We start from the raw sequence: 26,646 nt of genomic DNA, 5'->3' as shown, positions 1-26,646 counted from the left end.
GTATGATACCGGGTCTGCTATTTTATTAACGAGCGTTTTGTTTGATGAAGTCGTGAATGCTGGTGTCCTGCGCCATGTCGGCGATGGTATCGGTCAGCACGCTATTAACCGCGTTCGCAATGTTCTCGTTGGAAGCCTGGAAAGCGCCCTCAACGGAGTAGCTGGCGCGATAGTTTTTGGTCATCTTGGTGCCGTTAGCGGCGGTCGCGATGATGGCGATATCCGCTTTAGTGGCGATGTTGTAACGCACGTTGCCCTGCGAGACGTCAGCATACAGTTTGTTAACAATGATCTGCAGGTCGACGGCGCCGTTCGGGCCAATCATGTAGCCGCGCGACGTCATTTGCTTCTCAAGCACTTCCTGCAACAGGAAGCGCAGATCGCGAGAGGCGGTCAGCGTAACCAGCTGGTTGTTACGGGTGACCTTCGCCAGCGCCTGATCGGTACGCTGGTCTGCGCCGTTGATGCTGACGGTAACGCCCATCAGGCTCGGATCCTGCTGTGGCAGGGTGATTTTCGGCGATACTTCAATGGTCGTCGGCGGGGTGGCGCATCCTGCGAGTACAAACATCGCGACCAACGGGAATAGAATTTTCTTCAGCATGTTCAGGGTCTCAACGCACGGTGTTGTTATACCCGTCATAATTCAGGTTTCAGACGCCGCGGGGAATCGCGGGCGCTTTTTTCTGCAACTCGAAGTAGTTAGGGTGTTTAAGGAAAATTCCCGCCATCATAACATCGCCAACGGTGAGGGGAAGTGGCTACGAGTGGAAAATCATCGTGTTGTGCGTTTTATGACCTCGTCCCATTTCCGGTGGCGATTTAGCAGGGAGATTTAGCGTTCATCATCAGTAAACCTGATACTTTTGCGTGAAAATATCAGAGGAATGCTAATTTTTTGTTGTTTTCTGCCAATGGAAGCGGTAAAAGCGGCTAACATTTAAAGGGAAAGGCGGCATCTCAGCGTTGTCGGAGGAGAAAATTCATGATGATACGTGAGCAGATCGAAGCAAAACTTAGAGCAGCGTTCGACCCGATGTATCTGGAAGTCGTGGATGAAAGCTATCGGCACAACGTCCCTGCGGGCTCTGAAAGTCATTTTAAAGTGGTGTTGGTGAGCGACCGCTTCACCGGCGAACGTTTCCTTAATCGTCATCGTATGATTTACGGTACGTTGACCGAGGAGCTGTCAAGCACCGTGCACGCGCTGGCGCTGCATACTTACACGATTAAAGAGTGGGAAGGGCTACAGGATACCGTCTTTGCCTCTCCGCCATGCCGCGGAGCGGGTAGCATCGCGTAAAAATCACATTTGCAACCGCTGGCGCTTTTCCAGTATGTTGCGTGAAGATTTAGCAAAAACGGCCTGCGGGCCGTTTTCTTTTGCCTGGAAAATGCGCAAAGTTCGCGCTTTTGCAGACAAATTTGAGCGGGAAATGTGAAAAACGCCGCAGCAGTGGGTGACAACCGTTCTCGACTCACAAAAGTGATGCCGCTATAATGCCGCGTCTTATATATGAATGTCTTCGGGATGATTCTGACGACAGGGAATGTGTTTCTGATTTGAAGAGGGCATCCCGGTTCTGCGAAGCCACCTACACGCGCTTCCAGAGTTGACCGAGCACTGTGATTTTTTTGAGGTAACAAGATGCAAGTTTCAGTTGAAACCACTCAGGGCCTTGGGCGCCGTGTAACGATTACTATCGCCGCTGACAGCATCGAGAATGCTGTCAAAAGCGAGCTGGTCAACGTAGCGAAAAAAGTTCGCATTGACGGCTTCCGTAAAGGCAAAGTGCCGATGAATGTTGTTGCTCAGCGTTATGGCGCTTCCGTTCGCCAGGACGTGCTGGGCGACCTGATGAGCCGTCATTTCGTTGACGCGATCATCAAAGAGAAAATTAATCCGGCCGGCGCGCCGAACTACGTTCCGGGCGAATACAAGCTGGGCGAAGACTTCACCTACGCGGTAGAGTTCGAAGTGTATCCGGAAGTTGAGCTGAAAGGTCTGGACGCAATCGAAGTTGAAAAACCGGTTGTTGAAGTCACCGACGCTGACGTTGACGGCATGCTGGACACCCTGCGTAAGCAGCAGGCGAACTGGAAAGAAAAAGAAGGCGCTGTTGACGCTGAAGATCGCGTTACCATCGACTTCACCGGTTCTGTAGACGGCGAAGAGTTCGAAGGCGGTAAAGCGTCTGACTTCGTACTGGCGATGGGTCAGGGTCGAATGATCCCGGGCTTCGAAGACGGTATCAAAGGCCACAAAGCTGGCGAAGAGTTCACCATCGACGTGACCTTCCCGGAAGAGTACCACGCTGAAAACCTGAAAGGTAAAGCCGCTAAGTTCGTTATCAACCTGAAAAAAGTTGAAGAACGCGAGCTGCCGGAACTGACTGCTGAATTCATCAAGCGTTTCGGCGTTGAAGATGGTTCCGTTGAAGGTCTGCGTGCGGAAGTGCGTAAAAACATGGAACGCGAGCTGAAAGGCGCCGTGCGTAACCGCGTTAAATCTCAGGCTATCGAAGGCCTGGTGAAAGCGAACGACATCGACGTTCCGGCTGCTCTGATCGACAGTGAAATCGACGTACTGCGTCGTCAGGCTGCTCAGCGTTTCGGCGGTAACGAGAAACAGGCTCTGGAACTGCCTCGCGAACTGTTCGAAGAGCAGGCTAAACGTCGCGTAGTTGTTGGCCTGCTGCTGGGCGAAGTGATTCGCACCAACGAGCTGAAAGCTGACGAAGAGCGCGTGAAAGGCCTGATCGAAGAGATGGCTTCCGCGTACGAAGATCCGTCAGAAGTGGTTGAGTTCTACAGCAAGAACAAAGAGCTGATGGACAACATGCGCAACGTGGCGCTGGAAGAGCAGGCTGTTGAAGCCGTGCTGGCGAAAGCTAAAGTGTCTGAAAAAGCCACTTCCTTCAACGAACTGATGAACCAGCAGGCGTAATTTAGCCCGGCTGTTTAAAGTTCGCGCAAAAGCCCGTTGCCGAAAGGCGGCGGGTTTTTTTTATTGCAATGATAGGCTTAGGATGAGTGCTAAAACACATTTTCAGTGATAGCGTTACTCCAAAAGGTTGTTATGCTTGAATTATGGCTGCGCCATCCCCATAACCGGGTGACGTATCTGCATCCGCAGCGTCAGGAATAATGACCAGGTCAACGTATCAGTGCCCTGCGGATAGAAACTCTGGCTGATAATCCGTCCATAAGGTTACAATCAGTGCAGCAGGTTTTTTCAAAATTAATCCAGGAGACGGAAATGTCATACAGTGGCGAACGAGATAACTTTGCACCCCATATGGCCCTGGTGCCGATGGTCATTGAACAGACCTCACGCGGTGAACGTTCTTTTGATATCTATTCCCGTCTGCTCAAGGAACGCGTTATTTTCCTGACCGGCCAGGTGGAAGACCACATGGCTAATCTGATCGTGGCGCAGATGCTGTTTCTGGAAGCGGAAAATCCAGAAAAAGATATTTACCTGTACATTAACTCTCCGGGCGGCGTGATCACCGCCGGGATGTCAATTTACGACACCATGCAGTTCATCAAGCCGGATGTCAGCACTATCTGTATGGGGCAGGCGGCTTCAATGGGCGCCTTCCTGCTGACCGCCGGGGCGAAAGGCAAGCGTTTCTGTCTGCCGAACTCCCGCGTGATGATTCACCAGCCGCTGGGCGGCTATCAGGGTCAGGCGACGGATATCGAAATCCACGCCCGTGAAATTCTGAAAGTGAAAGGGCGTATGAATGAACTGATGGCGCATCATACGGGTCAATCCCTTGAGCAGATCGAGCGCGATACCGAGCGTGACCGCTTCCTGTCGGCGTCGGAAGCGGTGGAATACGGCCTGGTCGATTCCATCTTGACCCATCGTAATTGATGCCCGTGGCGTAAGGGTGCCGCTATACTTGTTTTAACAACTGGGCGGCACAACGCGTGATCGCGACTTGCGCCTGAGAATGGCATTTGCGTCGTCATCTGCGGCACAAAGAACTTAAGAAGAGGTTTGGACTCATGACAGATAAACGCAAAGATGGTTCGGGCAAACTGTTGTACTGCTCTTTTTGCGGCAAAAGCCAGCATGAAGTGCGTAAGCTGATCGCCGGGCCATCCGTGTATATCTGCGACGAATGCGTTGATTTATGTAACGACATCATTCGCGAAGAGATTAAAGAAGTCGCTCCGCACCGCGAGCGCAGCGCGCTGCCGACGCCGCACGAAATTCGCCACCATCTGGACGATTATGTTATCGGTCAGGAACAGGCGAAAAAAGTGCTGGCAGTGGCGGTATACAATCACTACAAACGTCTGCGCAACGGCGACACCAGCAATGGCGTAGAACTGGGTAAAAGCAACATTCTGCTGATCGGGCCGACCGGTTCCGGTAAAACGCTGCTGGCTGAAACGCTGGCGCGTCTGTTGGATGTTCCGTTTACCATGGCCGATGCCACCACCCTGACCGAAGCGGGTTACGTGGGTGAAGACGTGGAAAACATCATCCAGAAGCTGCTGCAGAAATGCGATTACGATGTGCAGAAAGCGCAGCGCGGCATCGTGTACATCGATGAGATCGACAAAATTTCCCGTAAATCGGATAACCCGTCGATTACCCGCGACGTGTCCGGCGAAGGCGTTCAGCAGGCGCTATTGAAGCTTATCGAAGGTACCGTAGCCGCTGTTCCGCCACAGGGCGGGCGCAAACATCCGCAACAGGAGTTCTTGCAGGTTGATACCTCCAAGATTCTGTTTATCTGCGGCGGCGCGTTCGCTGGTCTGGACAAAGTGATTTCCCACCGTGTTGAAACCGGCTCCGGCATTGGTTTTGGCGCGACGGTAAAAGCTAAATCCGATAAAGCTAGCGAAGGCGAACTGCTGGCGCAGGTCGAGCCGGAAGATCTGATCAAGTTTGGTCTGATCCCGGAATTTATCGGCCGTCTGCCGGTTGTCGCGACGCTGAATGAACTGAGTGAAGAAGCGCTGATTCAGATCCTGAAAGAGCCGAAAAACGCCCTGACTAAGCAGTATCAGGCGCTGTTTGGCCTCGAAGGCGCTGAGCTGGAATTCCGTGATGAAGCGCTGGATGCGATCGCCAAGAAAGCGATGGCGCGTAAAACCGGCGCCCGTGGTCTGCGTTCGATCGTTGAAGCCGCGCTACTCGACACCATGTACGATCTGCCGTCCATGGAAGATGTCGAAAAAGTGGTGATTGACGAGTCGGTGATCGAAGGTCAGAGCAAGCCGCTGCTGATCTACGGCAAGCCGGAAGCGCAGCAGGCATCTGGCGAATAATTCGCCAATCGACACAAGCAGTTAAGCAAAAAGGGGGGATTTTATCCCCCCTTTTATTTTTCCTGTGTTCCCGCCGTTGAATGTATGGAATACATCCCCATATACTGGATTACATATTAACGGCGACGCGTTAATGAAGGTGTCGTCGGCTACCTGGCGGACTTTAAACTAAGAGAGAGCTCTATGAATCCTGAGCGTTCTGAACGCATTGAAATCCCCGTATTGCCGTTGCGCGATGTGGTGGTTTATCCGCACATGGTCATACCCCTGTTTGTAGGGCGGGAAAAATCTATCCGTTGTCTGGAAGCGGCCATGGACCATGATAAAAAAATCATGCTGGTCGCGCAGAAAGAAGCGTCGACGGATGAGCCGGGTGTAAACGATCTTTTCACCGTCGGGACCGTGGCGTCAATTTTGCAAATGCTGAAGCTGCCGGACGGCACTGTGAAAGTGCTGGTGGAAGGCTTACAGCGTGCGCGTATTACTGCGCTGTCTGATAACGGCGAGCACTTCTCCGCCAAAGCAGAGTACCTTGCTTCTCCGGTCATTGAAGAGCGGGAGCAGGAAGTTCTGGTGCGTACGGCTATCAGCCAGTTTGAAGGCTACATCAAGCTGAACAAAAAAATCCCACCGGAAGTGCTGACGTCGCTGAATAGCATCGACGATCCCGCGCGTCTGGCGGATACCATCGCTGCGCATATGCCGCTTAAGCTGGCGGACAAACAGTCCGTGCTGGAGATGTCCGACGTGAACGAGCGTCTGGAATATCTGATGGCGATGATGGAATCTGAAATCGATCTGCTGCAGGTTGAGAAACGCATTCGCAACCGCGTGAAAAAGCAGATGGAAAAATCTCAGCGTGAGTACTATCTGAATGAGCAAATGAAAGCCATCCAGAAAGAGCTCGGCGAGATGGATGATGCCCCGGACGAAAACGAAGCGCTGAAGCGTAAGATCGACGCGGCGAAGATGCCGAAAGAGGCGAAAGAAAAAACCGAAGCGGAACTGCAAAAGCTGAAGATGATGTCCCCGATGTCGGCGGAAGCCACCGTCGTGCGCGGCTACATCGACTGGATGGTGCAGGTGCCGTGGAATGCCCGCAGCAAGGTCAAAAAAGATCTGCGTCAGGCGCAAGAGATCCTCGATACCGATCACTATGGTCTGGAGCGAGTCAAGGACCGCATCCTTGAGTATCTTGCGGTACAGAGTCGCGTTAACAAGCTGAAAGGGCCGATCCTGTGCCTGGTTGGGCCGCCGGGGGTGGGTAAAACCTCGCTTGGTCAGTCTATTGCCAAAGCTACCGGGCGTAAGTACGTGCGCATGGCATTGGGCGGCGTGCGTGATGAAGCGGAAATCCGTGGTCACCGCCGTACCTATATTGGCTCGATGCCGGGGAAACTGATCCAGAAAATGGCGAAAGTGGGGGTGAAAAACCCGCTGTTCCTGCTGGATGAGATCGACAAAATGTCCTCCGACATGCGCGGTGACCCGGCTTCAGCATTGCTGGAGGTACTGGATCCGGAACAGAACGTGGCCTTTAACGACCACTATCTGGAAGTGGACTACGATCTCAGCGACGTGATGTTCGTGGCGACCTCCAACTCCATGAATATCCCGGCTCCGTTGCTGGACCGTATGGAAGTGATTCGTCTCTCCGGTTATACCGAAGATGAAAAACTGAACATTGCTAAGCGCCACCTGCTGCCGAAGCAGATCGAACGCAACGCGCTGAAAAAGGGCGAGCTGACGGTCGACGATAGCGCCATTATCGGCATTATTCGTTACTACACCCGTGAAGCAGGCGTACGTAGCCTGGAGCGCGAAATCTCCAAGCTGTGCCGTAAAGCCGTTAAACAGCTTCTTCTGGATAAGTCGCTGAAACACATCGAGATTAACGGTGAAAACCTGCACGATTATCTTGGCGTGCAGCGCTTTGACTACGGCCGCGCGGATAGCGAAAACCGCGTAGGTCAGGTGACCGGTCTGGCGTGGACGGAAGTGGGCGGCGATCTGCTGACCATCGAAACCGCCTGCGTTCCGGGCAAAGGCAAGTTAACCTACACCGGTTCACTTGGCGAAGTCATGCAGGAGTCGATTCAGGCAGCGCTGACCGTGGTACGCGCGCGTGCTGAGAAGCTCGGTATCAATCCGGACTTCTACGAAAAACGCGATATTCACGTGCACGTACCGGAAGGGGCAACGCCAAAAGATGGCCCGAGCGCCGGTACGGCGATGTGCACCGCGTTGGTTTCCTGCCTGACCGGTAACCCGGTACGCGCCGATGTGGCGATGACAGGGGAAATCACCCTGCGCGGCCAGGTGCTGCCAATCGGCGGTCTGAAGGAAAAACTGCTGGCGGCGCATCGTGGGGGGATTAAGACTGTTCTGATTCCTTACGAAAACAAGCGTGACCTTGAAGAAATTCCGGAAAACGTTATCGCCGATTTGGATATTCATCCGGTACAGCGAATCGAGGAAGTTCTGACACTTGCCCTGCAAAATGAACCGTTTGGCATGCAGGTTGTAAGCGCAAAATAGTGATATCGCGCAAATAGCGTTAAGAAAAGTGGGGCTGGTAAGTAAATTCGTACTTGCCAGCCTTTTTTTGTGTAGCTAACTTAGATCGCTGGCAGGGGTCATCGACAACTCTGTTGTAAGGGCATGACAGTCCTGATATAACTGCTGCGCGGTCGCGCCATGAAGGATTCTGGTGCGATATAAATTATAAAGAGAGGAAGAGAACAGTGAATAAATCTCAACTGATTGACAAAATTGCTGCGGGTGCGGACATTTCTAAAGCTGCAGCTGGACGTGCGTTAGATGCTTTGATCGCTTCTGTTACTGAATCTCTGCAAGCTGGGGATGATGTTGCGCTGGTAGGGTTCGGTACTTTTGCTGTTAAAGAGCGTGCTGCCCGTACTGGTCGCAACCCACAAACAGGTAAAGAAATTACCATTGCTGCCGCTAAAGTACCGGGCTTCCGTGCAGGTAAAGCGCTGAAAGACGCGGTAAACTAATCGGCACTCCCGTCAGGGAATGTGACGAAGTACAAGGGCGCATCGCGAGATGTGCCTTTTTTATTTGTCCAGAACGCGACTTTATGTGTGTTTATGCGCACTTGTGGGCTGACAATTGCCCCGTTTTCTTGTCAAAATACGTCCTCACGCGCGGCAGCCATCACGTGCTATGCTGCGCGAGCTAAAGTCATCTACAGCGGAGCGTTGTTACACCATGATGGACAACCTACGCACGGCCGCCAACAGCGTCGTGCTCAAGATTATTTTCGGTATCATTATCGTCTCGTTCATTTTGACCGGGGTGAGTGGTTACCTGATTGGCGGCGGCAACAACTATGCCGCAAAAGTGAATGGTCAGGAGATTGGCCGCGCGCAGTTTGAAAATGCCGTTGCCAGCGAGCGTAACCGCATGCAGCAGCAGCTAGGCGATCAGTTCTCCGAGCTGGCGGCCAATGAAAACTACATGAAGACCATGCGTCAGCAGGTGCTGAACCGTCTGATCGATGAATCGCTGCTGGATCAGTATGCCCGTGAACTGGGCCTGAGCATCAGCGACGACCAGGTGAAACAGGCCATCTTCCAGACCCAGGCCTTCCAGTCGAACGGCAAATTTGATAACGAACGCTTCAGCGCCATCGTGAATCAAATGGGTATGACCACCGATCAATACGCGCAAGCGCTGCGTAACCAACTGACGACGCAACAGCTGATCAATGCGGTAGCCGGTACCGATTTCATGCTGCCGGGCGAGTCCGACCAACTGGCGGCGCTGGTATCCCAACAGCGCGTGGTTCGTGAAGCGACTATCGACGTTAACGCGCTGGCGGCGAAACAGACCGTTAGTGATGAAGAGATTAACGCCTTCTGGCAGCAGAACCAGGCCCGTTTTATGGCGCCAGAGCAGTTCCGCGTGAGCTACATCAAGATGGATGCCGCCAGCATGCAGGAAAACGCCTCTGACGAAGAAATCCAGTCATGGTATGACCAGCATAAAGATCAGTTCACTCAGCCGCAGCGTAATCGCTACAGCGTGATTCAGACTAAAACTGAAGCTGATGCGAAAGCGGTGCTCGCCGAACTGCAAAAAGGCGCCGATTTCGCCACGCTGGCAAAAGAGAAATCTACCGACATCATCTCTGCGCGTAACGGCGGCGATATGGGCTGGATGGAAGAGGCCTCTACCGTGCCTGAACTCAAAGATGCCGGCCTGAAAGACAAAGGTCAGCTTTCCGGAGTGATCAAATCTTCCGTAGGCTTCCTGGTGGCGCGCCTTGACGATGTTCAGCCGGCACAGGTAAAACCGCTGGCCGATGTGCGTAACGACATCGCGGCTAAAGTAAAACAGGAAAAAGCGCTGGACGCGTACTACGCGCTACAGCAGAAGGTCAGCGACGCGGCCAGCAATGATAACGAATCCCTGGCGGGCGCGGCGCAGGTTGCCGGCCTGAAAGTGGTTGAGACCGGCTGGTTCGGCCGTGACAACCTGCCGGAGGAGCTGAACTTCAAGCCGGTTGCCGATGCTATCTTTAATGGCGGTCTGGTGGGTGAAAACGGCGCGCCGGGCAGTAACTCCGATATCATTACCGTTGACGGCGATCGCGCCTTTGTTCTGCGCATTAGCGAGCACAAAGCGGAAAGCGTTAAGCCGCTGGCGGAAGTGAAAGCGCAGGTGACTGATATCGTGAAGCGCAATAAAGCGGAACAGCAGGCGAAACTGGATGCTGACAAACTGTTAGCTGCCCTGAAAGCGGGCAAAGGTGATGAAGCGATGAAAGCCGCAGGGCTGAGCTTCGGTGCAGCGCAGACGCTGTCCCGTACCGGCCAGGATCCACTGAGTCAGGCTGCATTCTCTTTGCCGCTGCCGCAGAAAGATAAAGCCAGCTACGGCGTAGGCAGCGATGCTAAAGGCAACGTAGTATTGCTGGCGCTGGATGAAGTAAAAGCGGGCGCTATGCCAGAAGAGCAGAAGAAAGCGATGGTGCAGGGTATTACCCAGAATAATGCGCAAATCGCATTCGAAGCGTTGATGAGTAATCTGCGTAAAGAAGCCAAAATCAAGCTCGGCGACATCATCGACCAGCAGCAATAATTTCGCGCCGCCTCGCAAAACGAGGTAACGCGATGCAATACTTAAAGGCCGCTTTCGCGGCCTTTTCCATTTCCGCAATCTGCCTTTTGTACTCCTTTTTTGCAGCCGCTATCGTGACCTTGCTGTCTACAAACAAGGAGATAACAGCATGAACAGAGGAATGAAAATGGTTATTGTCGCCGTGTTACTGGCTTGTGCGGCGGGTTCTCAGGGGGCGCTGGCGGCATCGGCGAGCGGCAAGGCGGCATCGGCAAAAGAAACTATTCAGGCGCCGCAGACGAAAATGCCGGAGGAGGCCAAAACGGCGGATACCCACGGCGCGCGGGTTAGCATCAATAATGCCAGCGCGGAGGAGTTAGCACAGGCTATGAACGGCGTTGGGCTCAAGAAAGCGCAGGCAATCGTCAGCTACCGCGATGAATATGGGCCGTTTAAGACTCTCGACGATCTTAAACAGGTCCCTGGGATGGGCAGTTCACTGGTAGAGAGAAATCTGTCACATCTGACGCTGTAATTTTCGCCTGTTGGTTTGCACAGTGGCAAATCTTTGCCATGCTAAAGAGGTTACATCATCTGGTGTGACCTCTTACCTGATTAACAACAATAATAGTAAGGCATGTGCGCTATGCAGACTCAAATTAAAGTTCGCGGTTATCACCTGGATGTTTACCAGCACGTTAACAATGCTCGTTATCTGGAGTTTCTCGAAGAGGCGCGCTGGGATGGGCTGGAGAGCAGTCCGGCGTTTCACTGGATGACCAGCCATAACATCGCTTTTGTGGTGGTCAATATCAATATCAATTATCGTCGCCCGGCGGTACTTGGAGACGTGCTCACCGTGACCAGTAAGCTTGAGCAGTTGAACGGCAAAAGCGGCACCCTTAGTCAGGTTGTGACCCTTAACCCTAACGGTGAAGTGGTGGCCGATGCGCTGATTACCTTTGTCTGCATTGATTTGAAAACGCAGAAGGCGCAGCCGCTGGAAGGGGAGTTGCGCGAAAAGCTCGACCAGATGAATTTGCGCTAATAACAGTCGGACCGCGGAGAGTTGTGCATCCGTAGCCCCGGTAAGCGAAGCGCCACCGGGGACGTTGAACTTAAGCTTCGTGCCCCTGGCCCAGACCGGTTTTTTGCTTCATTAGTGCCATCACGCCGGCCTGATCGCCCAGATACTGATTCAGGCCGTTGGCGCGCAGGTTGCAGGCCGCACACTGGCCGCAGCCGTCGCCCTTGATGCCGTTATAGCAGGTGAGCGTTTCGCGGCGAACCAGATCCAACTGGCCCCAATAATCGGCCAGCGCCCAGGTCTCGGCTTTGTTGAGCCACATCAGCGGCGTTTCAAAGCGAATGTCTTTCGCCATACCAAGGCTAACCGCGTGGTGCAGCGCTTTAACAAATTCGTCGCGGCAGTCCGGGTAACCGGAGAAGTCGGTCTCGCAAACGCCGGTAATAATCGCTTCGGCCTTAACCTGATAGGCGTAGATCGCCGTCAGGGTTAAAAACAGAATATTGCGACCTGGAACGAAGGTATTTGGAATACCATTGGCATCCGGCTCGTAATCCGGTACCGGAATGCTATCGCGGGTCAGGCTGCTCACCGCCAGTTCGTTAAGCAGGGTAACGTCCAGCACTTTGTGCGCTACCGCGCCCAGTTTTAGCGCCAGCTCGCGAGCCACGTCAATCTCGGCGCGGTGGCGTTGGCCATAATCAAAAGTGACGCAATGCACTTCATCATACTGTTCCAGTGCCTGCACCAGGCAGGTTGTTGAGTCTTGTCCTCCGCTGAAGACAACTACGGCGCGTTTCATGGCAATTCCTGACTAAATAAGTGAGAGCGTTATGGTACCGTCAGACGCTCGCGGCGACCAGCTCTCTCACGCCGATGATGCTGGTAGCCAGGCGCTGGCAAAGTCGAACCACCCTCTGGCATTAAGGCGCAGGCCGTTAACCCCAGGCGGCGCGCTGATGCGGTAATTATATTTGAATAACGGCGTCATGATGGCGTCATCCATCAGCGTATTGAAGACGTTGCGCAGGGCATCGTTGCGGCTACGCGCTTCGGGCTGCGCCTGCACGGCATCTAACGTTGCCTGCAGGTGCGCATATTGCGCCCCGGTCAGCAAATGGGGCCATAGCGTATCGCAGCGCAGCCACTGCTCAAGGGTATATTCCGGCGCTTCGCCAATCAGGCGGTCGCCCATCATCATATCGGCCTGCGCCAGATACCGGCAGCCGTCCCAATTTTTGGCGTCGTGAAAAATGAGCGTCAGTTCGCAGCCGAGAGTGGCGAGGCGTAGTTTCAGTTGCTCAGCCATTGTGTGTAATTCGACCGGCAAATGATAGAGCAGGGTGAGCTGGCGAGGCAGCGGCACCTCATGGTTTTCCGGGCCCTGGGGAATGGACCAGCCCGGTAGCACTTCATGGCTCGGCGTAATCAGATCTTCGTCCAGCGGTAGCGTTTCCAGCAACGACGAGCGGTGGATAATCGAAATTATCCGCTGGGCCTGCGCTTTACTGAGACGTGGACTCTGACGCAGGGTCAAATAGCAGAAGCCGAGGCTGATGCTGTTGCTCACCTGGCGCAAATTATTGAGCTCTTCGGGATCGCCGATGGTGATCTGTACCGGATGGCGACAGCTGGTGCCGAGATCGCTTTCGAATAGCTGCGGCGTGATCCAGTATTCTACCGCCTGGATCAGCGGATGCTGTAAATGGTAGCGGGGATGGTTCTCCAGCCGAACCAGATCCGGGCCAAAAAGCTTTATTCGGAACGGACCGCTACCGAGCGCCGGATCGTCAGGATGCGCCAGCACGCTGCAATAGCTGGCTAAACGGAACGGTAGCCAGTAGTCCGGGCGATGCAGCGTAATCGTCAAACATTGGGCGTGGGTGACATCGATACGGCTGATGCTGGCAAAGAGGGTGCGTAGTGCCGGGAGTTCCAGGAGCAACAGTAGTCTTTGCTGCAGCTGTGAGGTTTTCACGGTATCGCCGTTATGCCAACACAGGGTAGAGCGGATATAAAAGTGCCACCGCAGCCCATCGGGTGATACCTGCCAGTGGTGTGCCAGATCGCCCACCGGCGTATTGTCGCTATCGTCGAAACGCGTCAGGCCGGAATAGATCTGTCCGGCCAAATGTTGTTCCGCACGACCGGGCAGAAAGCCGGGGCGCAGCGGTTCCAGTGGACGGTAGTAAGGTATACGCAGCGTCGGGGTATTGTTTTGCCACTGGCCGCCGAGGAAGGGGTGCAACAACGCTTTCAGCTCAACCGGCGCCAGCTGCGCCAGCTCCAGCGCGTTTTGTTGCTGACCCTTATTCAGCGCCTGTTCCATCATCTCGTTACGCAAACTTTCCGGGGTTTTGTAAAAACAGAGCATTCCGCGCTTGCCGCGCCCGGAGCTGGCCTGCCAGCTTAACCAGCCGGCCTCCTGAGCCTGGCGCAACAGCGTACGGATATGGCGCTCGCTACAAAAGCAGCGTTCAGCCAGCTCGCCAACGGTCACCTGCTGCGGAGCGCCGGACGTCGGCTGCCAAAGGCGCTGGTACTGATTTAAACGATTTAATAATCTCATTTCCCGAAAACCCGGAACAATAAAAAATATCTATTCACTATTACTTCCGTATATCTCAGGCGATACTGCAACACAAGCGAAACCCATCACACATCGGGGAAAATACCATGGCAAAATTAGCGGCATTTGATATGGACGGCACCCTGCTGATGCCGGACCATCGTCTCGGAGAACAGACTCTGACGGCGCTGAGACGGCTGCGTGAACGCGATATCGCCCTGACCTTTGCCACCGGTCGCCATGCTCTGGAAATGCACCATGTGATCGGCGAGTTTTCCCTTGATGCTTTTCTGATTACCGGTAACGGCACGCGCATTCATTCACTGGGAGGTGAAGAGCTGTATCGCCAGGATTTGAATCCGGAAGTGGCGGAAGAGGTGCTGCACAGCGTGTGGGATACTCAGGCGAGTATGCACGTTTTCAATGATGGCGGCTGGTTTACCGGCCAGGCAAGGCCGGAACTGCTCCGGGCTCACGCCTTCAGCGGCTTTCATTATCAACTGCGCGATCTAAAACGGATACCGGCGCACCACGTCACCAAGATCTGTTTCTGCGGCGATCATGACGATCTGCGCCGTCTGCGGATCCAGCTAAATGAAGTGCTAGGCGATCGCGCGTTTCTTTGTTTCTCGGCGATGGATTGCCTGGAGGTGCTGCCGGTCGGCTGTAATAAAGGGGCTGCGCTGGCGGTGCTGAGCAAGCACTTAGGTTTCACTTTGCAGGACTGCATGGCATTTGGTGATGCAATGAACGATCGCGAGATGCTTGGTAGCGTAGGGCGAGGGTTCATTATGGGCAACGCGATGCCGCAGCTCAAAGCTGAACTGCCGCATCTACCGATCATCGGAGACTGCCGTCATCAGGCTGTTTCCCATTTTTTAACACATTGGCTGGATAATCCTGATCTTCCTTATTCCCCCGAATAGAGAGACCCTACCAGCAAGCCGGATAGCGTTCTATCCGGCTTTTTTTATTGTGCGCCGCTCAGTTGCATAATCTGCGTCTGCCACGGGCTAATATCGCCGATATTTGCCGCGACCCACTGCGGGTTGTAATAGCTTTCGAGATAACGTTCGCCACTGTCGCACAACAGGGTGACGATGGAACCCTGGCGTCCTTCATCGCGCATGCGCGTGGCCAGTTGCAGCACGCCCCACATATTGGTACCGGTGGAGGCGCCGACTTTTCTTCCAAGCTGCTTTTCCAGCCACAGGGCGGTAGCGACGCTAGCGGCATCCGGAACGCGCAGCATCTCATCGACGACGTCAGGAATAAACGATGGCTCGACGCGCGGACGGCCAATCCCTTCGATCTTGCTGCCGACCGGGCTGCGCAGGCTGGCGTCGCGGCTTTGCCAGTAATCGAGGAACACCGAATTCTGCGGGTCGACGACCATCAGTTGCGTCTCGTAACCCTGGCAGCGAATATAGCGGCCGATGGTTGCAGAAGTACCGCCGGTACCGGCGCTCATGACGATCCACGACGGCTGCGGATACGGCTCATGGGTCATCTGGCGGAAAATGCTGTCGGCGATATTGTTATTGCCGCGCCAGTCGGTGGCGCGCTCGGCGAAGGTGAACTGATCCATATAGTGGCCATTCAACTCGCGCGCCAGCATTTCGGAAGCAGCATAGATTTCGCAGGCGTTGTCGACGAAATGACAGCGTCCGCCATAAAATTCAATCTGTTCGATTTTACGTTTCGCCGTGCAGGAGGGCATCACGGCAATAAACGGCAGGCCCAGCAGGCGAGCAAAATAGGCTTCTGAGACCGCCGTCGAACCCGAAGACGATTCGATAATCGTGGTGCCTTCTTTGATCCATCCGTTGCACAGACCATAGAGAAACAGCGAGCGCGCCAGTCGGTGCTTGAGGCTACCGGTTGGATGCGTACTTTCATCCTTTAGATAAATAGGGATCCCCGGAAAACCAGGCAACGCCAGGCGGATCAGGTGTGTATCGGCGGAACGCTGATAGTCGGCGTTAATTTCACTAATGGCATGTTTTACCCAGGCGCTGTTCATCTCGGATTCCTGTTTGTCATTTTGTGCCCAGCTTAGCGGATTGTGCGGGAAAAATTGTTGCTATTTGGCCTTTCAATTACAATTACGGGAGTAAATTATTCTCTCTGGTGGCCTTATGCTAGATAAAATTGACCGTAAGCTGCTCTCATTGCTGCAAACTGACTGCACCCTCTCTTTGCAGGCGCTGGCGGATGCCGTTAATCTGACCACCACGCCCTGCTGGAAACGGCTCAAGCGTCTTGAGGACGAAGGCATCCTGCGCGAGCGCGTGGCCATCCTGGATGCGGAAAAGCTGGGGCTCGGATTAACCGCCTTTGTGTTGATAAAAACCCAGCACCACAGCAGTGACTGGTACTGCCGTTTTGTCAGCGAAGTGTCGCAAATGGCGGAAGTGCTGGGTTTCTGGCGTATGGCCGGCGAGTACGACTACCTGCTACGGGTACAGGTCGCGGATATGAAGCGCTATGACGACTTTTATAAACGTCTGGTGAACAGCGTGCCGGGGCTGTCGGATGTCACTTCGAGTTTTGCCATGGAACAGATAAAATACACCACGGCCTTGCCTATTGATTAACGGCTTTTTGCCGCCACGAATTATACATTCAGGATTTTACCGTTTGCGATTATTTGCTCAACTTAGCTGGTACTTTCGCCGGGAGTGGCGCCGCTATCTCGGCGCCGTCGCTCTGCTTGCCGTTATTGCCGTACTCCAGCTAATCCCGCCGAAAGTAGTGGGGATTGTGGTCGATGGCGTGACTAAAGAACATTACACCGCAGAGCAGGTGTGGATGTGGATCGGCGCGCTGGTGGTTATCGCAGTGATGATTTATCTACTGCGCTATGTCTGGCGCGTGCTGCTCTTCGGCGCCTCTTATCAACTGGCTGTTGAACTGCGTGAAGACTTTTATCGTCAGCTCAGCCGCCAGCATCCGGCCTTTTATCTGCGTCACCGTACCGGCGATCTTATTGCCCGCGCGACCAACGATGTTGACCGCGTCGTATTCGCCGCTGGCGAGGGGGTCCTGACGCTGGTGGACTCACTGGTGATGGGTTGCGCGGTGCTGATTGTGATGTCGACGCAAATCAGCTGGCAGTTAACGCTGCTGGCGCTGGTGCCGATGCCGTTTATGGCGCTGGCGATCAAGCGTAATGGCGATGCCCTGCATGAGCGTTTCCGCGTGGCGCAGGCGGCTTTTTCCAGCCTCAACGATCGCACACAGGAAAGCCTGACCAGCATACGGATGATTAAAGCGTTCGGCCTTGAGGATCGCCAGTCGGCGCAGTTTGCCGCCGATGCGGCGGATACCGGGGCGAAGAACATGCGGGTTGCGCGTATCGATGCCCGTTTCGACCCGACAATCTATATTGCCATTGGCGCGGCCAACCTGCTGGCAATCGGCGGCGGCAGCTGGCTGGTGTTGCAGGGCGAGCTGACCCTGGGTCAGTTAACCAGTTTTGTCATGTATCTCGGCCTGATGATTTGGCCAATGCTGGCGCTGGCGTGGATGTTTAACATCGTTGAGCGCGGTAGCGCCGCCTATGGACGTATTCGTTCGATGCTGGAAGAAGCGCCGGTGGTCAACGATGGTAGCGAAACGGTGCCGGAGGGTCGCGGGGCACTTAACGTGGCGGTGCGCGAATTTATCTATCCGCAGGCGACGAAACCGTCGCTGGAGAAGGTTAACTTCACCCTGCAGCCGGGGCAAATGCTCGGTATCTGCGGCCCGACGGGAGCCGGGAAAAGCACCATACTTTCCCTTATTCAGCGCCATTTTGATGTTACCGAGGGGGATATCCGTTTCCATGATATTCCGCTGGCTCGCCTGCAGCTTGATAGCTGGCGCGGGCGGCTGGCGGTGGTCAATCAAACCCCATTCCTGTTCTCCGATACCGTGGCCAATAACATTGCCTTGGGTAAACCGGACGCGACGCGGGAACAAATCGAACATGTCGCGCGGCTGGCCAGCGTTCATGATGATATTCTGCGCCTGCCACAGGGCTATGAAACGGAAGTCGGCGAACGCGGCGTCATGCTCTCAGGCGGTCAGAAACAGCGTATTTCCATTGCCCGCGCGCTGCTGCTGGAGGCGGAAATTCTGATCCTCGATGATGCGCTGTCGGCGGTTGATGGGCGGACGGAGCATGATATTTTGCATAACCTGCGGCAGTGGGGAGAAGGGCGGACGGTGATTATCAGCGCCCACCGCCTCTCAGCATTAACCGAAGCCAGTGAAATTTTGGTTCTGCAACACGGCCATATTGCCCAGCGCGGCCGCCATGAGCAGCTTGCCACCCAGTCGGGATGGTATCGCGATATGTACCGCTATCAGCAACTGGAAGCAGCGCTCGACGATGCGCCGCAGGATGAGGAGGCGACAGATGCGTAATTTCGCCGATCTCTGGCCGACCCTGAAACGTCTGCTGGCCTACGGTTCGCCGTGGCGTAAGCCGCTTATCATTGCCGTTATCATGATGTGGATAGCGGCGGCGGCGGAAGTCAGCGGCCCGCTGCTGATAAGCTATTTCATTGATAACATGGTGGCGAAACAGTCGCTACCGGTGAAGCTGGTCAGCGGCCTGGCGGCGGCCTATATCTGCCTGCAGATCCTTGCCGCTACGCTGCACTATAACCAGGCGCTGCTGTTTAACCGGGCGGCGGTCGGCGTGGTGCAGCAGTTGCGCAGCGATGTGATGGACGCTGCGCTGCGTCAGCCGTTAAGCGAGTTTGATACGCAACCTGTAGGCCAGTTGATATCACGTGTTACCAACGATACCGAAGTGATCCGCGACCTGTACGTGACGGTCGTGGCGACGGTGCTTCGCAGCGCGGCGCTGATAGGCGCGATGCTGGTGGCAATGTTCAGTCTCGACTGGCGAATGGCGCTGGTGGCGGTGGCTATCTTCCCGGCGGTGCTGATCGTGATGGCTATCTATCAGCGTTACAGCACGCCGATCGTGCGTCGCATGCGCGCCTGGCTTGCCGATATCAATGATGGCTTCAACGAAGTGATCAACGGCATGGGCGTTATTCAGCAATTCCGCCAGCAGGCGCGATTCGGCGAGCGAATGCGTGAAGCCAGTTACGGCCACTATCTGGCGCGCATGCAGACGCTGCGTCTGGATGGTTTCCTGCTGCGACCGCTGTTAAGCCTGTTTTCATCGCTGATCCTCTGCGGCCTGCTGATGCTGTTTGGTTTTAGCGCTTCCGGAAGTATCGAAGTCGGCGTGTTATATGCCTTTATTAGCTACCTCGGGCGGCTTAACGAACCGCTGATCGAACTCACCACTCAACAGTCGATGCTGCAGCAAGCGGTGGTGGCGGGCGAACGCGTGTTTGAGCTGATGGACCGTCCACGCCAGAGCTGGGGTAACGATAGCGCGCCGTTACGCAGCGGTGCGGTGGCGATTGATAACGTCTCTTTTGCCTATCGCGACGATCGGCTGGTGCTGCAGGATATCAATCTGGATATTCCTTCGCGCGGTTTTGTGGCGCTGGTTGGCCATACCGGTAGCGGCAAGAGCACGCTGGCCAGCCTGATGATGGGCTACTACCCGTTGACCAAAGGCGAAATTCGTCTTGATGGCCGCCCGCTGTCGTCGTTAAGCCACAGCGCTTTACGTCGGGGCGTCGCGATGGTGCAACAGGATCCGGTGGTATTAGCCGATACCTTCTATGCCAACGTGACGCTGGGCCGCGATATTAGCGAGCAGCAGGTCTGGGAAGCGCTGGAAGCGGTGCAGCTCGCTGACCTTGCCCGTGAAATGAGCGACGGGATTTATACCCAACTGGGCGAGCAGGGTAACAACCTGTCGGTGGGGCAGAAACAGCTGTTGGCGCTGGCCCGTGTGCTGGTCGAGACGCCGCAGGTGCTGATTCTCGATGAAGCGACAGCTAACATCGATTCCGGTACCGAGCAGGCTATCCAGCAGGCGCTGGCGAAAGTGCGCGAGCACACCACGCTGGTAGTTATCGCCCACCGTCTGTCGACCATCGTCGAAGCGGATACGATCCTGGTGCTGCACCGTGGCCAAGCCGTCGAGCGCGGGAACCATCAGCAATTGCTGGCGGCGAAGGGCCGTTACTGGCAGATGTACCAGCTACAGCTGGCTGGCGAAGAGCTAGCCGCCAGCGTTGAGGAGGAGTCGCTGAGCGCCTGATGCACCATCAGCAGGCATTGGTGCAGGGGTGACGTGAAGTGGTGCAACTTGCTCACTGGGTGTGCACCGTATTGGTGCATTTTTGTGCATTAGCGGTCATTTGCCGTCTCGCCAGTAACATCCTCGCGTTTTTTTCTCCTTAAACGGGCCGATTCACGGCCCGTTTTCATTTTTGGCATATCCCTTGCTTTATCTCCTGTGTTAGCTGCGGCCACTATCAAATACTGACTGGAGGGGATTTATGAAGCTGGTTACCGTGGTAATCAAACCATTCAAACTGGAAGACGTTCGCGAAGCGTTGTCCTCCATCGGCATTCAGGGCCTGACGGTCACGGAAGTGAAAGGCTTCGGCCGCCAGAAAGGCCATGCCGAGCTCTATCGCGGCGCCGAATACAGCGTCAATTTCCTGCCAAAAGTAAAAATTGATATTGCGATTGCCGACGATCAGCTGGATGAGGTTGTCGAGGTGATAGGCAAGGCCGCCTGGACCGGAAAAATTGGCGACGGCAAAATTTTTGTCGCCGAACTGCAGCGCGTGATTCGTATTCGTACCGGCGAATCCGACGAAGCGGCACTGTAATTGCCTGACCACACAGCGATGGGGATGAAGAGATGATGAGAACGACGATGAAAACGGCTCTGGGAGCGCTGGCGCTGCTTCCGGGACTGGCGCTGGCGGCCGAACCGGCGGTGGCGGATAAAGCCGACAACGCTTTTATGATGATTTGCACCGCGCTGGTGCTGTTTATGACAATCCCCGGCATTGCGTTGTTCTACGGCGGCCTGATTCGCGGTAAAAACGTGCTCTCAATGCTGACTCAGGTCATTGTGACTTTTGGCCTGGTTTGCGTGCTGTGGGTTATCTATGGCTATACGCTTGCCTTCGGTAGCGGCGGTAGCTTCTTCGGCAGCTTCGACTGGGTGATGCTGAAGAATATTGAACTGAAAGCGCTGATGGGCTCGTTCTATCAATATATCCACGTTGCTTTCCAGGGCTCTTTCGCCTGTATCACCGTGGGCCTGATCGTCGGCGCGCTGGCGGAACGTATTCGTTTCTCCGCGGTACTGATTTTCGTGGTGGTTTGGCTCACGCTCTCCTACGTGCCGATTGCGCATATGGTGTGGGGCGGCGGCCTGCTGGCGACCCATGGTGCGCTGGACTTCGCCGGTGGTACCGTCGTACACATTAACGCTGCGGTAGCGGGGCTGGTGGGCGCCTATATGATGGGCAAACGTGTGGGCTTTGGCAAAGAAGCGTTTAAACCGCATAACCTGCCGATGGTCTTCACCGGTACGGCGATTCTGTATGTCGGCTGGTTCGGCTTTAATGCTGGTTCCGCAAGCGCGGCCAACGAAATTGCCGCCCTGGCCTTCGTAAATACCGTCGTGGCAACCGCTGGCGCGATTCTGGCCTGGACCTTCGGCGAATGGGCCACCCGCGGCAAACCGTCGCTGCTGGGCGCCTGCTCCGGCGCGATTGCCGGTCTGGTCGGCATTACTCCGGCGTGCGGTTATGTTGGCGTTGGCGGTTCGCTGATTATCGGTATCATCGCCGGCCTGGCCGGGCTGTGGGGCGTCACGGTGCTGAAGCGCTGGCTGCGCGTCGATGACCCATGCGATGTGTTTGGCGTTCACGGCGTGTGCGGCATCATCGGTTGTATCCTGACTGGCATCTTCGCTTCCACTACCCTTGGCGGCGTCGGCTATGCGGAAGGCGTCACGATGGGGCATCAGCTGCTGGTACAGCTGGAAAGTATCGGCATTACCGTGGTCTGGTCCGCCGTCGTCGCCTGGATCGGCTTCAAAGTGGCGGCGATGACCGTCGGCCTGCGGGTTCCGGAAGAGCAGGAGCGCGAAGGGCTGGACGTCAACAGCCACGGCGAAAACGCCTACAACGCCTGATATATTGTGCAATCTCCATAAGCGTCAAAGCCTCCCGCATGGGAGGCTTTTTCTTTGCGTGGAATTTATTTCTTACTGAAGCCAGGGATAAAGCGGTCAACATCCACTTCCATAAACTGGCTGCGCTGGAAGTGGGCTTTCATATTCCACGGGACGGTGCAGTCGAAAATGGTTTTGCAGGCAATACCGCTATCGCGAATCGATGGGCTGAAGGCCGGGTCGGATGATGGATCCAGCGGATGGCAGCGCACGCCGGGGATAAACACGGTGCTGACATCGCCCTGATAGCGGGTGGTCATCGCCCACATGACGTCGTTGATGTCGAAAACGTCGACGTCTTCATCGACCAGCATTACGTGCTTTAGCTCCGAGAAGGCGGAAAACGCCAGTAGCGCGGCCTGACGCTGACGGCCCTCATCGCTGGGGGTGCGTTTCTTCACCTGCAGCACGGCGAGATATTTACCGGTGCCTGGCGAAGGACAGTGGACGTTTTGCACAAAGCCTGGAAGCGCGCGCTCTACCATTTGCAGAATGCTGGCTTCGGTCGGGATCCCGGCAAGATTGGTATGTTCATCGCTCGGCCCGATACAGGTTTGCAGAATCGGGTGACGGCGGTGGGTAATTGCTTTGACTTTGATCACCGGCACTTCCGCCTGAGCGCTACCGGTGTAGCCGGGGAACTCCGGCATGGCTTTTCCGCTGTTGGTATTCTGATCTTCGCGTACCCGCACGCCCGGCAGCAGTTCACCTTCAATAACGATTTCGGCGTTGGCGATGGCGCGGGCGTTGACGCTCACGCATTCGCTGAGCTCGACGGCCTGATTACGTAGAGCGCCGGCGATGGAGAGTTCATCAAACCCGAGAGGGGTGGTCGGCGGCTCAAAGCAGGCGCCAATTTCAATCGCCGGATCCACGCCGATGCTAATCGAGATAGGCAACGCTTTCCCGGCCGCCTCGGCTTTTTGCCGGAAAGTATCGAGATGACGTCCCGGTACGAAATACATCGAGATTTCGTCTTTGCTCTGTACGCACAGGCGGTGGATGGTGACATCATGATCGCCGGTTTCCGGATCCGCGGCATAGCACATGCCGAGGGTAAAGTAGGGACCCGCGTCTTCCGGGGTGTTAGTCGGCGCAGGCAAAATTTTGAGAATATCGAAATCAGGATCGCTTGCCAGATGTACCACCTCCTGGCAGGCCGCCTGGTCGCGCGGGATGGTGATTGGCGCGATAGGATTCGCCACGGAGTCTTTGAGCATAAACGCCAGGTTTTCCGGCGTGGTGCCAAACAGGCGGGCGACGCGCTGGCGTGAACACAGCAGGCCAATAAGCACTCTGACATCATCGTAGCCTTTGACCTTATTAAAGATCATCGCCGGGCCAACGCGGGTCGGGCGCTGAACGGTGCCGTGGGCGCCGACATAGCGGTACACCCCGGAGAGCTCGGCAATGGGGTCAACGGGTTCGTCGGTGTAGATAAGTTCATCATCGTACTGGCTTAATAGCGCCAAAGCAGAACGCAGATCGGTTACTTTCATTTGTTGTTCAGACATCGTACTTCCTTCAGGTTTCTGGCAATGGCTATTCATTCTCACCAGATACCGATAAGAGTCCAATCACATTTCCCCTCATTTTAATAAGAGATTATTATCAGTGTTTTCGGGAGGGCGTGATGGATTATCGACAGTTACAGGCATTTACGGTTCTGGCGGAAGAATTGCACTTTGGTCGGGCGGCGCAACGTCTGCATATCACGCAACCGGCGCTGACGCAGCAGATTAAAAGTTTTGAGAACGCGCTGGAATTGCGGCTATTTACCCGCGATCGACGCAACGTCGCGCTGACCGCCGAAGGGCAATTTTTGCTGGCCGAGGCGCGGATGATCCTCGGCCACTGCGATAAATTTCGCGAGAATGCGCGCAGTTTGCGGCAGGGGCGCAAAGGGCAGTTGAAAATTGGCTACGTTGGCTCGGCTATTTTCGACCCGGCGTTGAGCGTGTTAATAGGAAATTATCGTCAACGTAAACCTGAAGCCGATCTGCTGATTGAAGAGCATAACGTTAACGACCTGATAACCGGGCTATTAAGCGAAACGGTCGACCTGGCGTTTATCCGCTCGCCAGGAGCGCAATATGATGAACTGGAGTCGCTGGATATTGCGACCCGGCCGCTGGTGGCGGTGGTACCTCGCCATCATGCGCTCGCCAGCCGGCGCACTATTCCACTCGCGGCGCTGGCGGAAGAGACGTTTTTTATTCAGCAAGATCCTTGCGGCGTCGGGCTGGGCTGGTCAGCCATCAGCGCCTGTCGGCAGTCGGGTTTTACGCCCCGTAAGATTCAGTACTCGCGTGATGTCTCCACGGCGATAGGCCAGGTATCGATGGGAATGGGCGTGACGTTGGTGCCCGAGACGCAAAGCGCCATGCTGGTGTCGGAGGTCAGTTATTGCCTGCTGGAAGAGACTTTTGCCGTGACGACGCTTACGCTGTGCTGGCGGCGGGAGAGTCGCAACGGGCTATTGGGTGATTTTATTGCCGGTGCGCGCGAATTGCTTGGCCGTTAAAGGTAAGCGGGCCCGTTGTGGGCCCGTCGCGAATTAGTTATTGCGGTTACGCATGACGCCTTCCTGCACCGTCGAGGCGACCAGAATACCGTCCTGGGTATAGAATTCGCCGCGAACAAAGCCACGGGCGCTGGAGGCGGAAGTGCTTTCGACGCTGTATAGCAGCCATTCGTTGATGTTAAACGGGCGGTGGAACCACATTGAGTGGTCGATGGTGGCAACCTGCATACCCGGCTCAAGGAAGCCGACGCCGTGCGGCTGTAGCGCTACCGGCAGGAAATTAAAATCAGACGCGTAGCCCAGCAGCGACTGGTGGACGCGAATATCATCCGGCACTACGCCGTTGGCGCGGATCCACACCTGGCGGGTGGGTTCGGCAACGTGGCCTTTCAGCGGGTTATGGAACTCCACCGGGCGAATTTCCAGCGGTTTGTCGCTGAGGAACTTCTCTTTCGCCTGCGGCGGCAGCAGATGCGCCAGTTTACGGGCGATATCGGTTTCAGAGGGCAGGCCTTCCGGTGACGGGGCTGACGGCATTGCTTTTTGATGTTCGTAGCCCGGTTCCGGGGCCTGGAACGAGGCGGTCATGTAAAAGATAGGTTTACCGTGCTGGATGGCCGCCACCCGACGAGCGCTGAAGCTATTGCCGTCGCGCAGCACTTCAACATCGTAAACGATGGGTTTTTGGCTATCGCCGGGACGCAGGAAGTAACTATGAAAGGAGTGAATCAGGCGTTCCTCAGGCACGGTTTCTTTAGCGGCATACAGCGCCTGACCGACCACCTGGCCGCCGAAGACCTGACGTAAGCCGAGATCTTCGCTCTGCCCGCGAAATAGCCCTTCTTCAATTTTTTCCAGATTTAATAATGCCAGCAGATTGGTTAGAGCCTGACTCATAGTTACCCTCAATTAATGATAGCGGCGCTGACGCAGCGCGTATTGTGGGCAAGTATAACCTGGAATCTCAAGTGGTCCGATGGGTGTAATAATCTGAATAAATGCCCCTTTCCGGGAATTATTCTGAGATCTGTGCCACACTTATTCACGATACTAATGTCTTAGCCATCGTGATGGCAGGACGTACTCCTGTGACTAAAGGGATGAAAAGGAGAACATAATGAAATTTGCCTATATGTTAAGTGCTATCGCCGTTGCTGCGGCCTTATCCGCCTGTGCGAATAACCCGAACAGCAACGCCGCTCATCAGACGACGGCACCCGATCCTTACGGCATTGCCTCACTGAGCTCCTCGCAGCAACAGCCTAATGTTTCCGGGACAATCAATATTCGCCAACGCGTAGCGTTACCGCCGGATGCGGTACTGACCGTGACGCTGTCCGATGCGTCGCTTGCCGATGCGCCAGCGCGTGTATTGTCGCAAAAAGCGGTCCGTACTGAAGGTAAGCAGGCGCCGTTCAACTTTGTGCTGCCTTACAACCAGGCGGATATCAAACCGAACGCGCGGATCCTGCTGAGTTCGGCGATTACCGTAAATGGCCAACTGATGTTTATCACCGATACCGTGCAGACCGTGGTAACCCAGGGCGGTAATCGCGCCGATCTGGTGCTGGTGCCTGTGCAGCATGCGCCAGTGCCGGTGGCTAATGATATGGCGCCGATGGCGCAATAAACGTCTCCATGCCCCTGTTCAGGGGCATTTTTTTGCCCTTAATAAACCCAGCGATAGTGTTGCAGGTCGATATGACCGCTGCCGGAGACCTGGACGCCTTCCGCCAGCAGCGCCTGACGCTGGCGCTGTAGGTCGGGGCCGGTCAGCGAAATATCGCCGTGGCGATTCACCACCCGGTGCCATGGCAGCGTTGAGCCTTCCGGTAGGCGCTTTAACACGCCGCCCACCTGACGCGCCGCGCGCGGCGAACCCGCCAGCAGAGCGACATCGCCGTAGGTGGTGACATACCCTTCCGGAATTGAGGCGACTATCTGCCAGACCCGCTGGGGAAAGCTGTCGTGGGCGTCCTCCATCATCACTCCTTCGCGCGAGAAAAGCTCAGAATAAGCGCTTGCCC

At 55.3% G+C, this 26,646-nt stretch carries 24 protein-coding genes; 17 read left to right on the top strand and 7 right to left on the bottom strand.

Annotated elements, in window-relative coordinates:
• Positions 1–25 precede the first annotated feature (25 nt).
• The gene (locus ABLU80_RS06575; protein WP_015367955.1) at positions 26–604 is read right to left on the bottom strand and encodes a lipoprotein; all 579 of its coding nucleotides are present in this window, start codon (positions 602–604) and stop codon (positions 26–28) included.
• Positions 605–985: 381 nt separating this feature from the next.
• On the opposite strand from ABLU80_RS06575, the gene bolA reads away from it, so the two are divergent.
• From bolA to ABLU80_RS06530, 9 genes are all read left to right on the top strand, one after another.
• Complete coding sequence (gene bolA, locus ABLU80_RS06570; RefSeq protein WP_015367954.1) at positions 986–1,303, top strand: transcriptional regulator BolA; 318 nt, start codon at positions 986–988, stop codon at positions 1,301–1,303.
• 345 nt (positions 1,304–1,648) lie between these two features.
• Complete coding sequence (gene tig / locus ABLU80_RS06565; protein ID WP_015367952.1) at positions 1,649–2,947, top strand: trigger factor; 1,299 nt, start codon at positions 1,649–1,651, stop codon at positions 2,945–2,947.
• 312 nt (positions 2,948–3,259) lie between these two features.
• On the top strand, positions 3,260–3,883 hold the full coding sequence (clpP, locus tag ABLU80_RS06560; protein WP_003021624.1) for an ATP-dependent Clp endopeptidase proteolytic subunit ClpP: 624 nt from the start codon (positions 3,260–3,262) through the stop codon (positions 3,881–3,883).
• A 134-nt stretch (positions 3,884–4,017) separates the two neighbouring features.
• Positions 4,018–5,292 (top strand): ATP-dependent protease ATP-binding subunit ClpX, encoded by a 1,275-nt coding sequence (gene clpX, locus ABLU80_RS06555; RefSeq protein ID WP_015704591.1) that lies wholly within the window; start codon positions 4,018–4,020, stop codon positions 5,290–5,292.
• A 183-nt stretch (positions 5,293–5,475) separates the two neighbouring features.
• Positions 5,476–7,830, top strand: coding sequence for an endopeptidase La (gene lon, locus ABLU80_RS06550; protein WP_015367948.1), 2,355 nt, complete (start codon positions 5,476–5,478; stop codon positions 7,828–7,830).
• Between the two features lie 206 nt (positions 7,831–8,036).
• Positions 8,037–8,309, top strand: a complete 273-nt coding sequence (gene hupB / locus ABLU80_RS06545) for a nucleoid-associated protein HU-beta (RefSeq protein WP_002444653.1) — start codon at positions 8,037–8,039, stop codon at positions 8,307–8,309.
• Between the two features lie 214 nt (positions 8,310–8,523).
• Positions 8,524–10,398 (top strand): peptidylprolyl isomerase, encoded by a 1,875-nt coding sequence (ppiD, locus tag ABLU80_RS06540; protein WP_348849842.1) that lies wholly within the window; start codon positions 8,524–8,526, stop codon positions 10,396–10,398.
• A gap of 148 nt (positions 10,399–10,546) precedes the next feature.
• Positions 10,547–10,912 carry a helix-hairpin-helix domain-containing protein gene (locus ABLU80_RS06535; protein WP_047081000.1) on the top strand — a complete coding sequence of 122 codons (366 nt, stop codon included), beginning with the start codon at positions 10,547–10,549 and terminating at the stop codon, positions 10,910–10,912.
• A gap of 111 nt (positions 10,913–11,023) precedes the next feature.
• The gene (locus tag ABLU80_RS06530; protein WP_020079469.1) at positions 11,024–11,425 is read left to right on the top strand and encodes a YbgC/FadM family acyl-CoA thioesterase; all 402 of its coding nucleotides are present in this window, start codon (positions 11,024–11,026) and stop codon (positions 11,423–11,425) included.
• Positions 11,426–11,495: 70 nt separating this feature from the next.
• On the opposite strand, the gene queC is transcribed toward ABLU80_RS06530, so the two are convergent.
• Positions 11,496–12,206 carry a 7-cyano-7-deazaguanine synthase QueC gene (gene queC, locus ABLU80_RS06525; RefSeq protein WP_063446434.1) on the bottom strand — a complete coding sequence of 237 codons (711 nt, stop codon included), beginning with the start codon at positions 12,204–12,206 and terminating at the stop codon, positions 11,496–11,498.
• A gap of 66 nt (positions 12,207–12,272) precedes the next feature.
• A complete protein-coding gene (locus ABLU80_RS06520) occupies positions 12,273–13,973 on the bottom strand; it encodes an SgrR family transcriptional regulator (RefSeq protein ID WP_285198776.1) in 1,701 nt (566 codons plus the stop codon).
• A gap of 107 nt (positions 13,974–14,080) precedes the next feature.
• Here ABLU80_RS06520 and cof point away from each other — a divergent pair, with 107 nt between their 5' ends.
• Positions 14,081–14,899 carry an HMP-PP phosphatase gene (cof, locus tag ABLU80_RS06515; RefSeq protein ID WP_348849841.1) on the top strand — a complete coding sequence of 273 codons (819 nt, stop codon included), beginning with the start codon at positions 14,081–14,083 and terminating at the stop codon, positions 14,897–14,899.
• A gap of 44 nt (positions 14,900–14,943) precedes the next feature.
• Here cof and ABLU80_RS06510 read toward each other — a convergent pair whose 3' ends face one another.
• Positions 14,944–15,996 (bottom strand): PLP-dependent cysteine synthase family protein, encoded by a 1,053-nt coding sequence (locus ABLU80_RS06510; protein WP_032707549.1) that lies wholly within the window; start codon positions 15,994–15,996, stop codon positions 14,944–14,946.
• 115 nt (positions 15,997–16,111) lie between these two features.
• Here ABLU80_RS06510 and ABLU80_RS06505 point away from each other — a divergent pair, with 115 nt between their 5' ends.
• From ABLU80_RS06505 to amtB, 5 genes are all read left to right on the top strand, one after another.
• On the top strand, positions 16,112–16,570 hold the full coding sequence (locus ABLU80_RS06505) for an Lrp/AsnC family transcriptional regulator (RefSeq protein WP_015367940.1): 459 nt from the start codon (positions 16,112–16,114) through the stop codon (positions 16,568–16,570).
• A gap of 43 nt (positions 16,571–16,613) precedes the next feature.
• Positions 16,614–18,383 carry a SmdA family multidrug ABC transporter permease/ATP-binding protein gene (locus ABLU80_RS06500; RefSeq protein ID WP_285198773.1) on the top strand — a complete coding sequence of 590 codons (1,770 nt, stop codon included), beginning with the start codon at positions 16,614–16,616 and terminating at the stop codon, positions 18,381–18,383.
• Positions 18,376–20,154, top strand: a complete 1,779-nt coding sequence (locus ABLU80_RS06495) for a SmdB family multidrug efflux ABC transporter permease/ATP-binding protein (RefSeq protein WP_047076842.1) — start codon at positions 18,376–18,378, stop codon at positions 20,152–20,154. Before ABLU80_RS06500 ends, ABLU80_RS06495 begins: the two co-directional genes overlap by 8 nt.
• Positions 20,155–20,395: 241 nt before the next feature.
• Positions 20,396–20,734, top strand: a complete 339-nt coding sequence (gene glnK / locus ABLU80_RS06490; protein WP_015367937.1) for a P-II family nitrogen regulator — start codon at positions 20,396–20,398, stop codon at positions 20,732–20,734.
• A 32-nt stretch (positions 20,735–20,766) separates the two neighbouring features.
• Positions 20,767–22,056, top strand: a complete 1,290-nt coding sequence (gene amtB, locus ABLU80_RS06485) for an ammonium transporter AmtB (RefSeq protein ID WP_020079462.1) — start codon at positions 20,767–20,769, stop codon at positions 22,054–22,056.
• Between the two features lie 65 nt (positions 22,057–22,121).
• Here the strand turns inward: amtB and ABLU80_RS06480 are convergent, their stop codons facing one another.
• Positions 22,122–23,609, bottom strand: a complete 1,488-nt coding sequence (locus ABLU80_RS06480) for a UbiD family decarboxylase (protein ID WP_213795629.1) — start codon at positions 23,607–23,609, stop codon at positions 22,122–22,124.
• Positions 23,610–23,728: 119 nt separating this feature from the next.
• Here ABLU80_RS06480 and ABLU80_RS06475 point away from each other — a divergent pair, with 119 nt between their 5' ends.
• A complete protein-coding gene (locus ABLU80_RS06475) occupies positions 23,729–24,619 on the top strand; it encodes a LysR substrate-binding domain-containing protein (RefSeq protein ID WP_348849840.1) in 891 nt (296 codons plus the stop codon).
• A gap of 33 nt (positions 24,620–24,652) precedes the next feature.
• Here the strand turns inward: ABLU80_RS06475 and tesB are convergent, their stop codons facing one another.
• Positions 24,653–25,516, bottom strand: a complete 864-nt coding sequence (gene tesB / locus ABLU80_RS06470; protein WP_045366568.1) for an acyl-CoA thioesterase II — start codon at positions 25,514–25,516, stop codon at positions 24,653–24,655.
• A gap of 220 nt (positions 25,517–25,736) precedes the next feature.
• On the opposite strand from tesB, the gene ABLU80_RS06465 reads away from it, so the two are divergent.
• Positions 25,737–26,249, top strand: coding sequence for a YbaY family lipoprotein (locus ABLU80_RS06465; RefSeq protein ID WP_015367932.1), 513 nt, complete (start codon positions 25,737–25,739; stop codon positions 26,247–26,249).
• 38 nt (positions 26,250–26,287) lie between these two features.
• Here the strand turns inward: ABLU80_RS06465 and ABLU80_RS06460 are convergent, their stop codons facing one another.
• The gene (locus ABLU80_RS06460; protein ID WP_285812764.1) at positions 26,288–26,605 is read right to left on the bottom strand and encodes an MGMT family protein; all 318 of its coding nucleotides are present in this window, start codon (positions 26,603–26,605) and stop codon (positions 26,288–26,290) included.
• Between the last annotated feature and the right edge of the window lie 41 nt (positions 26,606–26,646).

Origin of the sequence: Klebsiella sp. CN_Kp104 (assembly GCF_040064515.1) — a bacterium.
Classification (GTDB): domain Bacteria; phylum Pseudomonadota; class Gammaproteobacteria; order Enterobacterales; family Enterobacteriaceae; genus Klebsiella; species Klebsiella aerogenes.
Note: the sequence above shows the minus strand (reverse complement) of the source record. Positions and strands in the feature narration are given on the sequence as shown.

What these genes read in the sequence shown, in the direction of transcription:
- ABLU80_RS06575 (WP_015367955.1), bottom strand. Translation starts at nt 604, where the DNA reads ATGCTGAAGAAAATTCTATTCCCGTTGGTCGCGATGTTTGTACTCGCA.
- bolA (WP_015367954.1), top strand. Translation starts at nt 986, where the DNA reads ATGATGATACGTGAGCAGATCGAAGCAAAACTTAGAGCAGCGTTCGAC.
- tig (WP_015367952.1), top strand. Translation starts at nt 1,649, where the DNA reads ATGCAAGTTTCAGTTGAAACCACTCAGGGCCTTGGGCGCCGTGTAACG.
- clpP (WP_003021624.1), top strand. Translation starts at nt 3,260, where the DNA reads ATGTCATACAGTGGCGAACGAGATAACTTTGCACCCCATATGGCCCTG.
- clpX (WP_015704591.1), top strand. Translation starts at nt 4,018, where the DNA reads ATGACAGATAAACGCAAAGATGGTTCGGGCAAACTGTTGTACTGCTCT.
- lon (WP_015367948.1), top strand. Translation starts at nt 5,476, where the DNA reads ATGAATCCTGAGCGTTCTGAACGCATTGAAATCCCCGTATTGCCGTTG.
- ppiD (WP_348849842.1), top strand. Translation starts at nt 8,524, where the DNA reads ATGATGGACAACCTACGCACGGCCGCCAACAGCGTCGTGCTCAAGATT.
- ABLU80_RS06535 (WP_047081000.1), top strand. Translation starts at nt 10,547, where the DNA reads ATGAACAGAGGAATGAAAATGGTTATTGTCGCCGTGTTACTGGCTTGT.
- ABLU80_RS06530 (WP_020079469.1), top strand. Translation starts at nt 11,024, where the DNA reads ATGCAGACTCAAATTAAAGTTCGCGGTTATCACCTGGATGTTTACCAG.
- queC (WP_063446434.1), bottom strand. Translation starts at nt 12,206, where the DNA reads ATGAAACGCGCCGTAGTTGTCTTCAGCGGAGGACAAGACTCAACAACC.
- ABLU80_RS06520 (WP_285198776.1), bottom strand. Translation starts at nt 13,973, where the DNA reads ATGAGATTATTAAATCGTTTAAATCAGTACCAGCGCCTTTGGCAGCCG.
- cof (WP_348849841.1), top strand. Translation starts at nt 14,081, where the DNA reads ATGGCAAAATTAGCGGCATTTGATATGGACGGCACCCTGCTGATGCCG.
- ABLU80_RS06510 (WP_032707549.1), bottom strand. Translation starts at nt 15,996, where the DNA reads ATGAACAGCGCCTGGGTAAAACATGCCATTAGTGAAATTAACGCCGAC.
- ABLU80_RS06505 (WP_015367940.1), top strand. Translation starts at nt 16,112, where the DNA reads ATGCTAGATAAAATTGACCGTAAGCTGCTCTCATTGCTGCAAACTGAC.
- ABLU80_RS06495 (WP_047076842.1), top strand. Translation starts at nt 18,376, where the DNA reads ATGCGTAATTTCGCCGATCTCTGGCCGACCCTGAAACGTCTGCTGGCC.
- glnK (WP_015367937.1), top strand. Translation starts at nt 20,396, where the DNA reads ATGAAGCTGGTTACCGTGGTAATCAAACCATTCAAACTGGAAGACGTT.
- amtB (WP_020079462.1), top strand. Translation starts at nt 20,767, where the DNA reads ATGATGAGAACGACGATGAAAACGGCTCTGGGAGCGCTGGCGCTGCTT.
- ABLU80_RS06480 (WP_213795629.1), bottom strand. Translation starts at nt 23,609, where the DNA reads ATGTCTGAACAACAAATGAAAGTAACCGATCTGCGTTCTGCTTTGGCG.
- ABLU80_RS06475 (WP_348849840.1), top strand. Translation starts at nt 23,729, where the DNA reads ATGGATTATCGACAGTTACAGGCATTTACGGTTCTGGCGGAAGAATTG.
- tesB (WP_045366568.1), bottom strand. Translation starts at nt 25,516, where the DNA reads ATGAGTCAGGCTCTAACCAATCTGCTGGCATTATTAAATCTGGAAAAA.
- ABLU80_RS06465 (WP_015367932.1), top strand. Translation starts at nt 25,737, where the DNA reads ATGAAATTTGCCTATATGTTAAGTGCTATCGCCGTTGCTGCGGCCTTA.
- ABLU80_RS06460 (WP_285812764.1), bottom strand. Translation starts at nt 26,605, where the DNA reads ATGATGGAGGACGCCCACGACAGCTTTCCCCAGCGGGTCTGGCAGATA.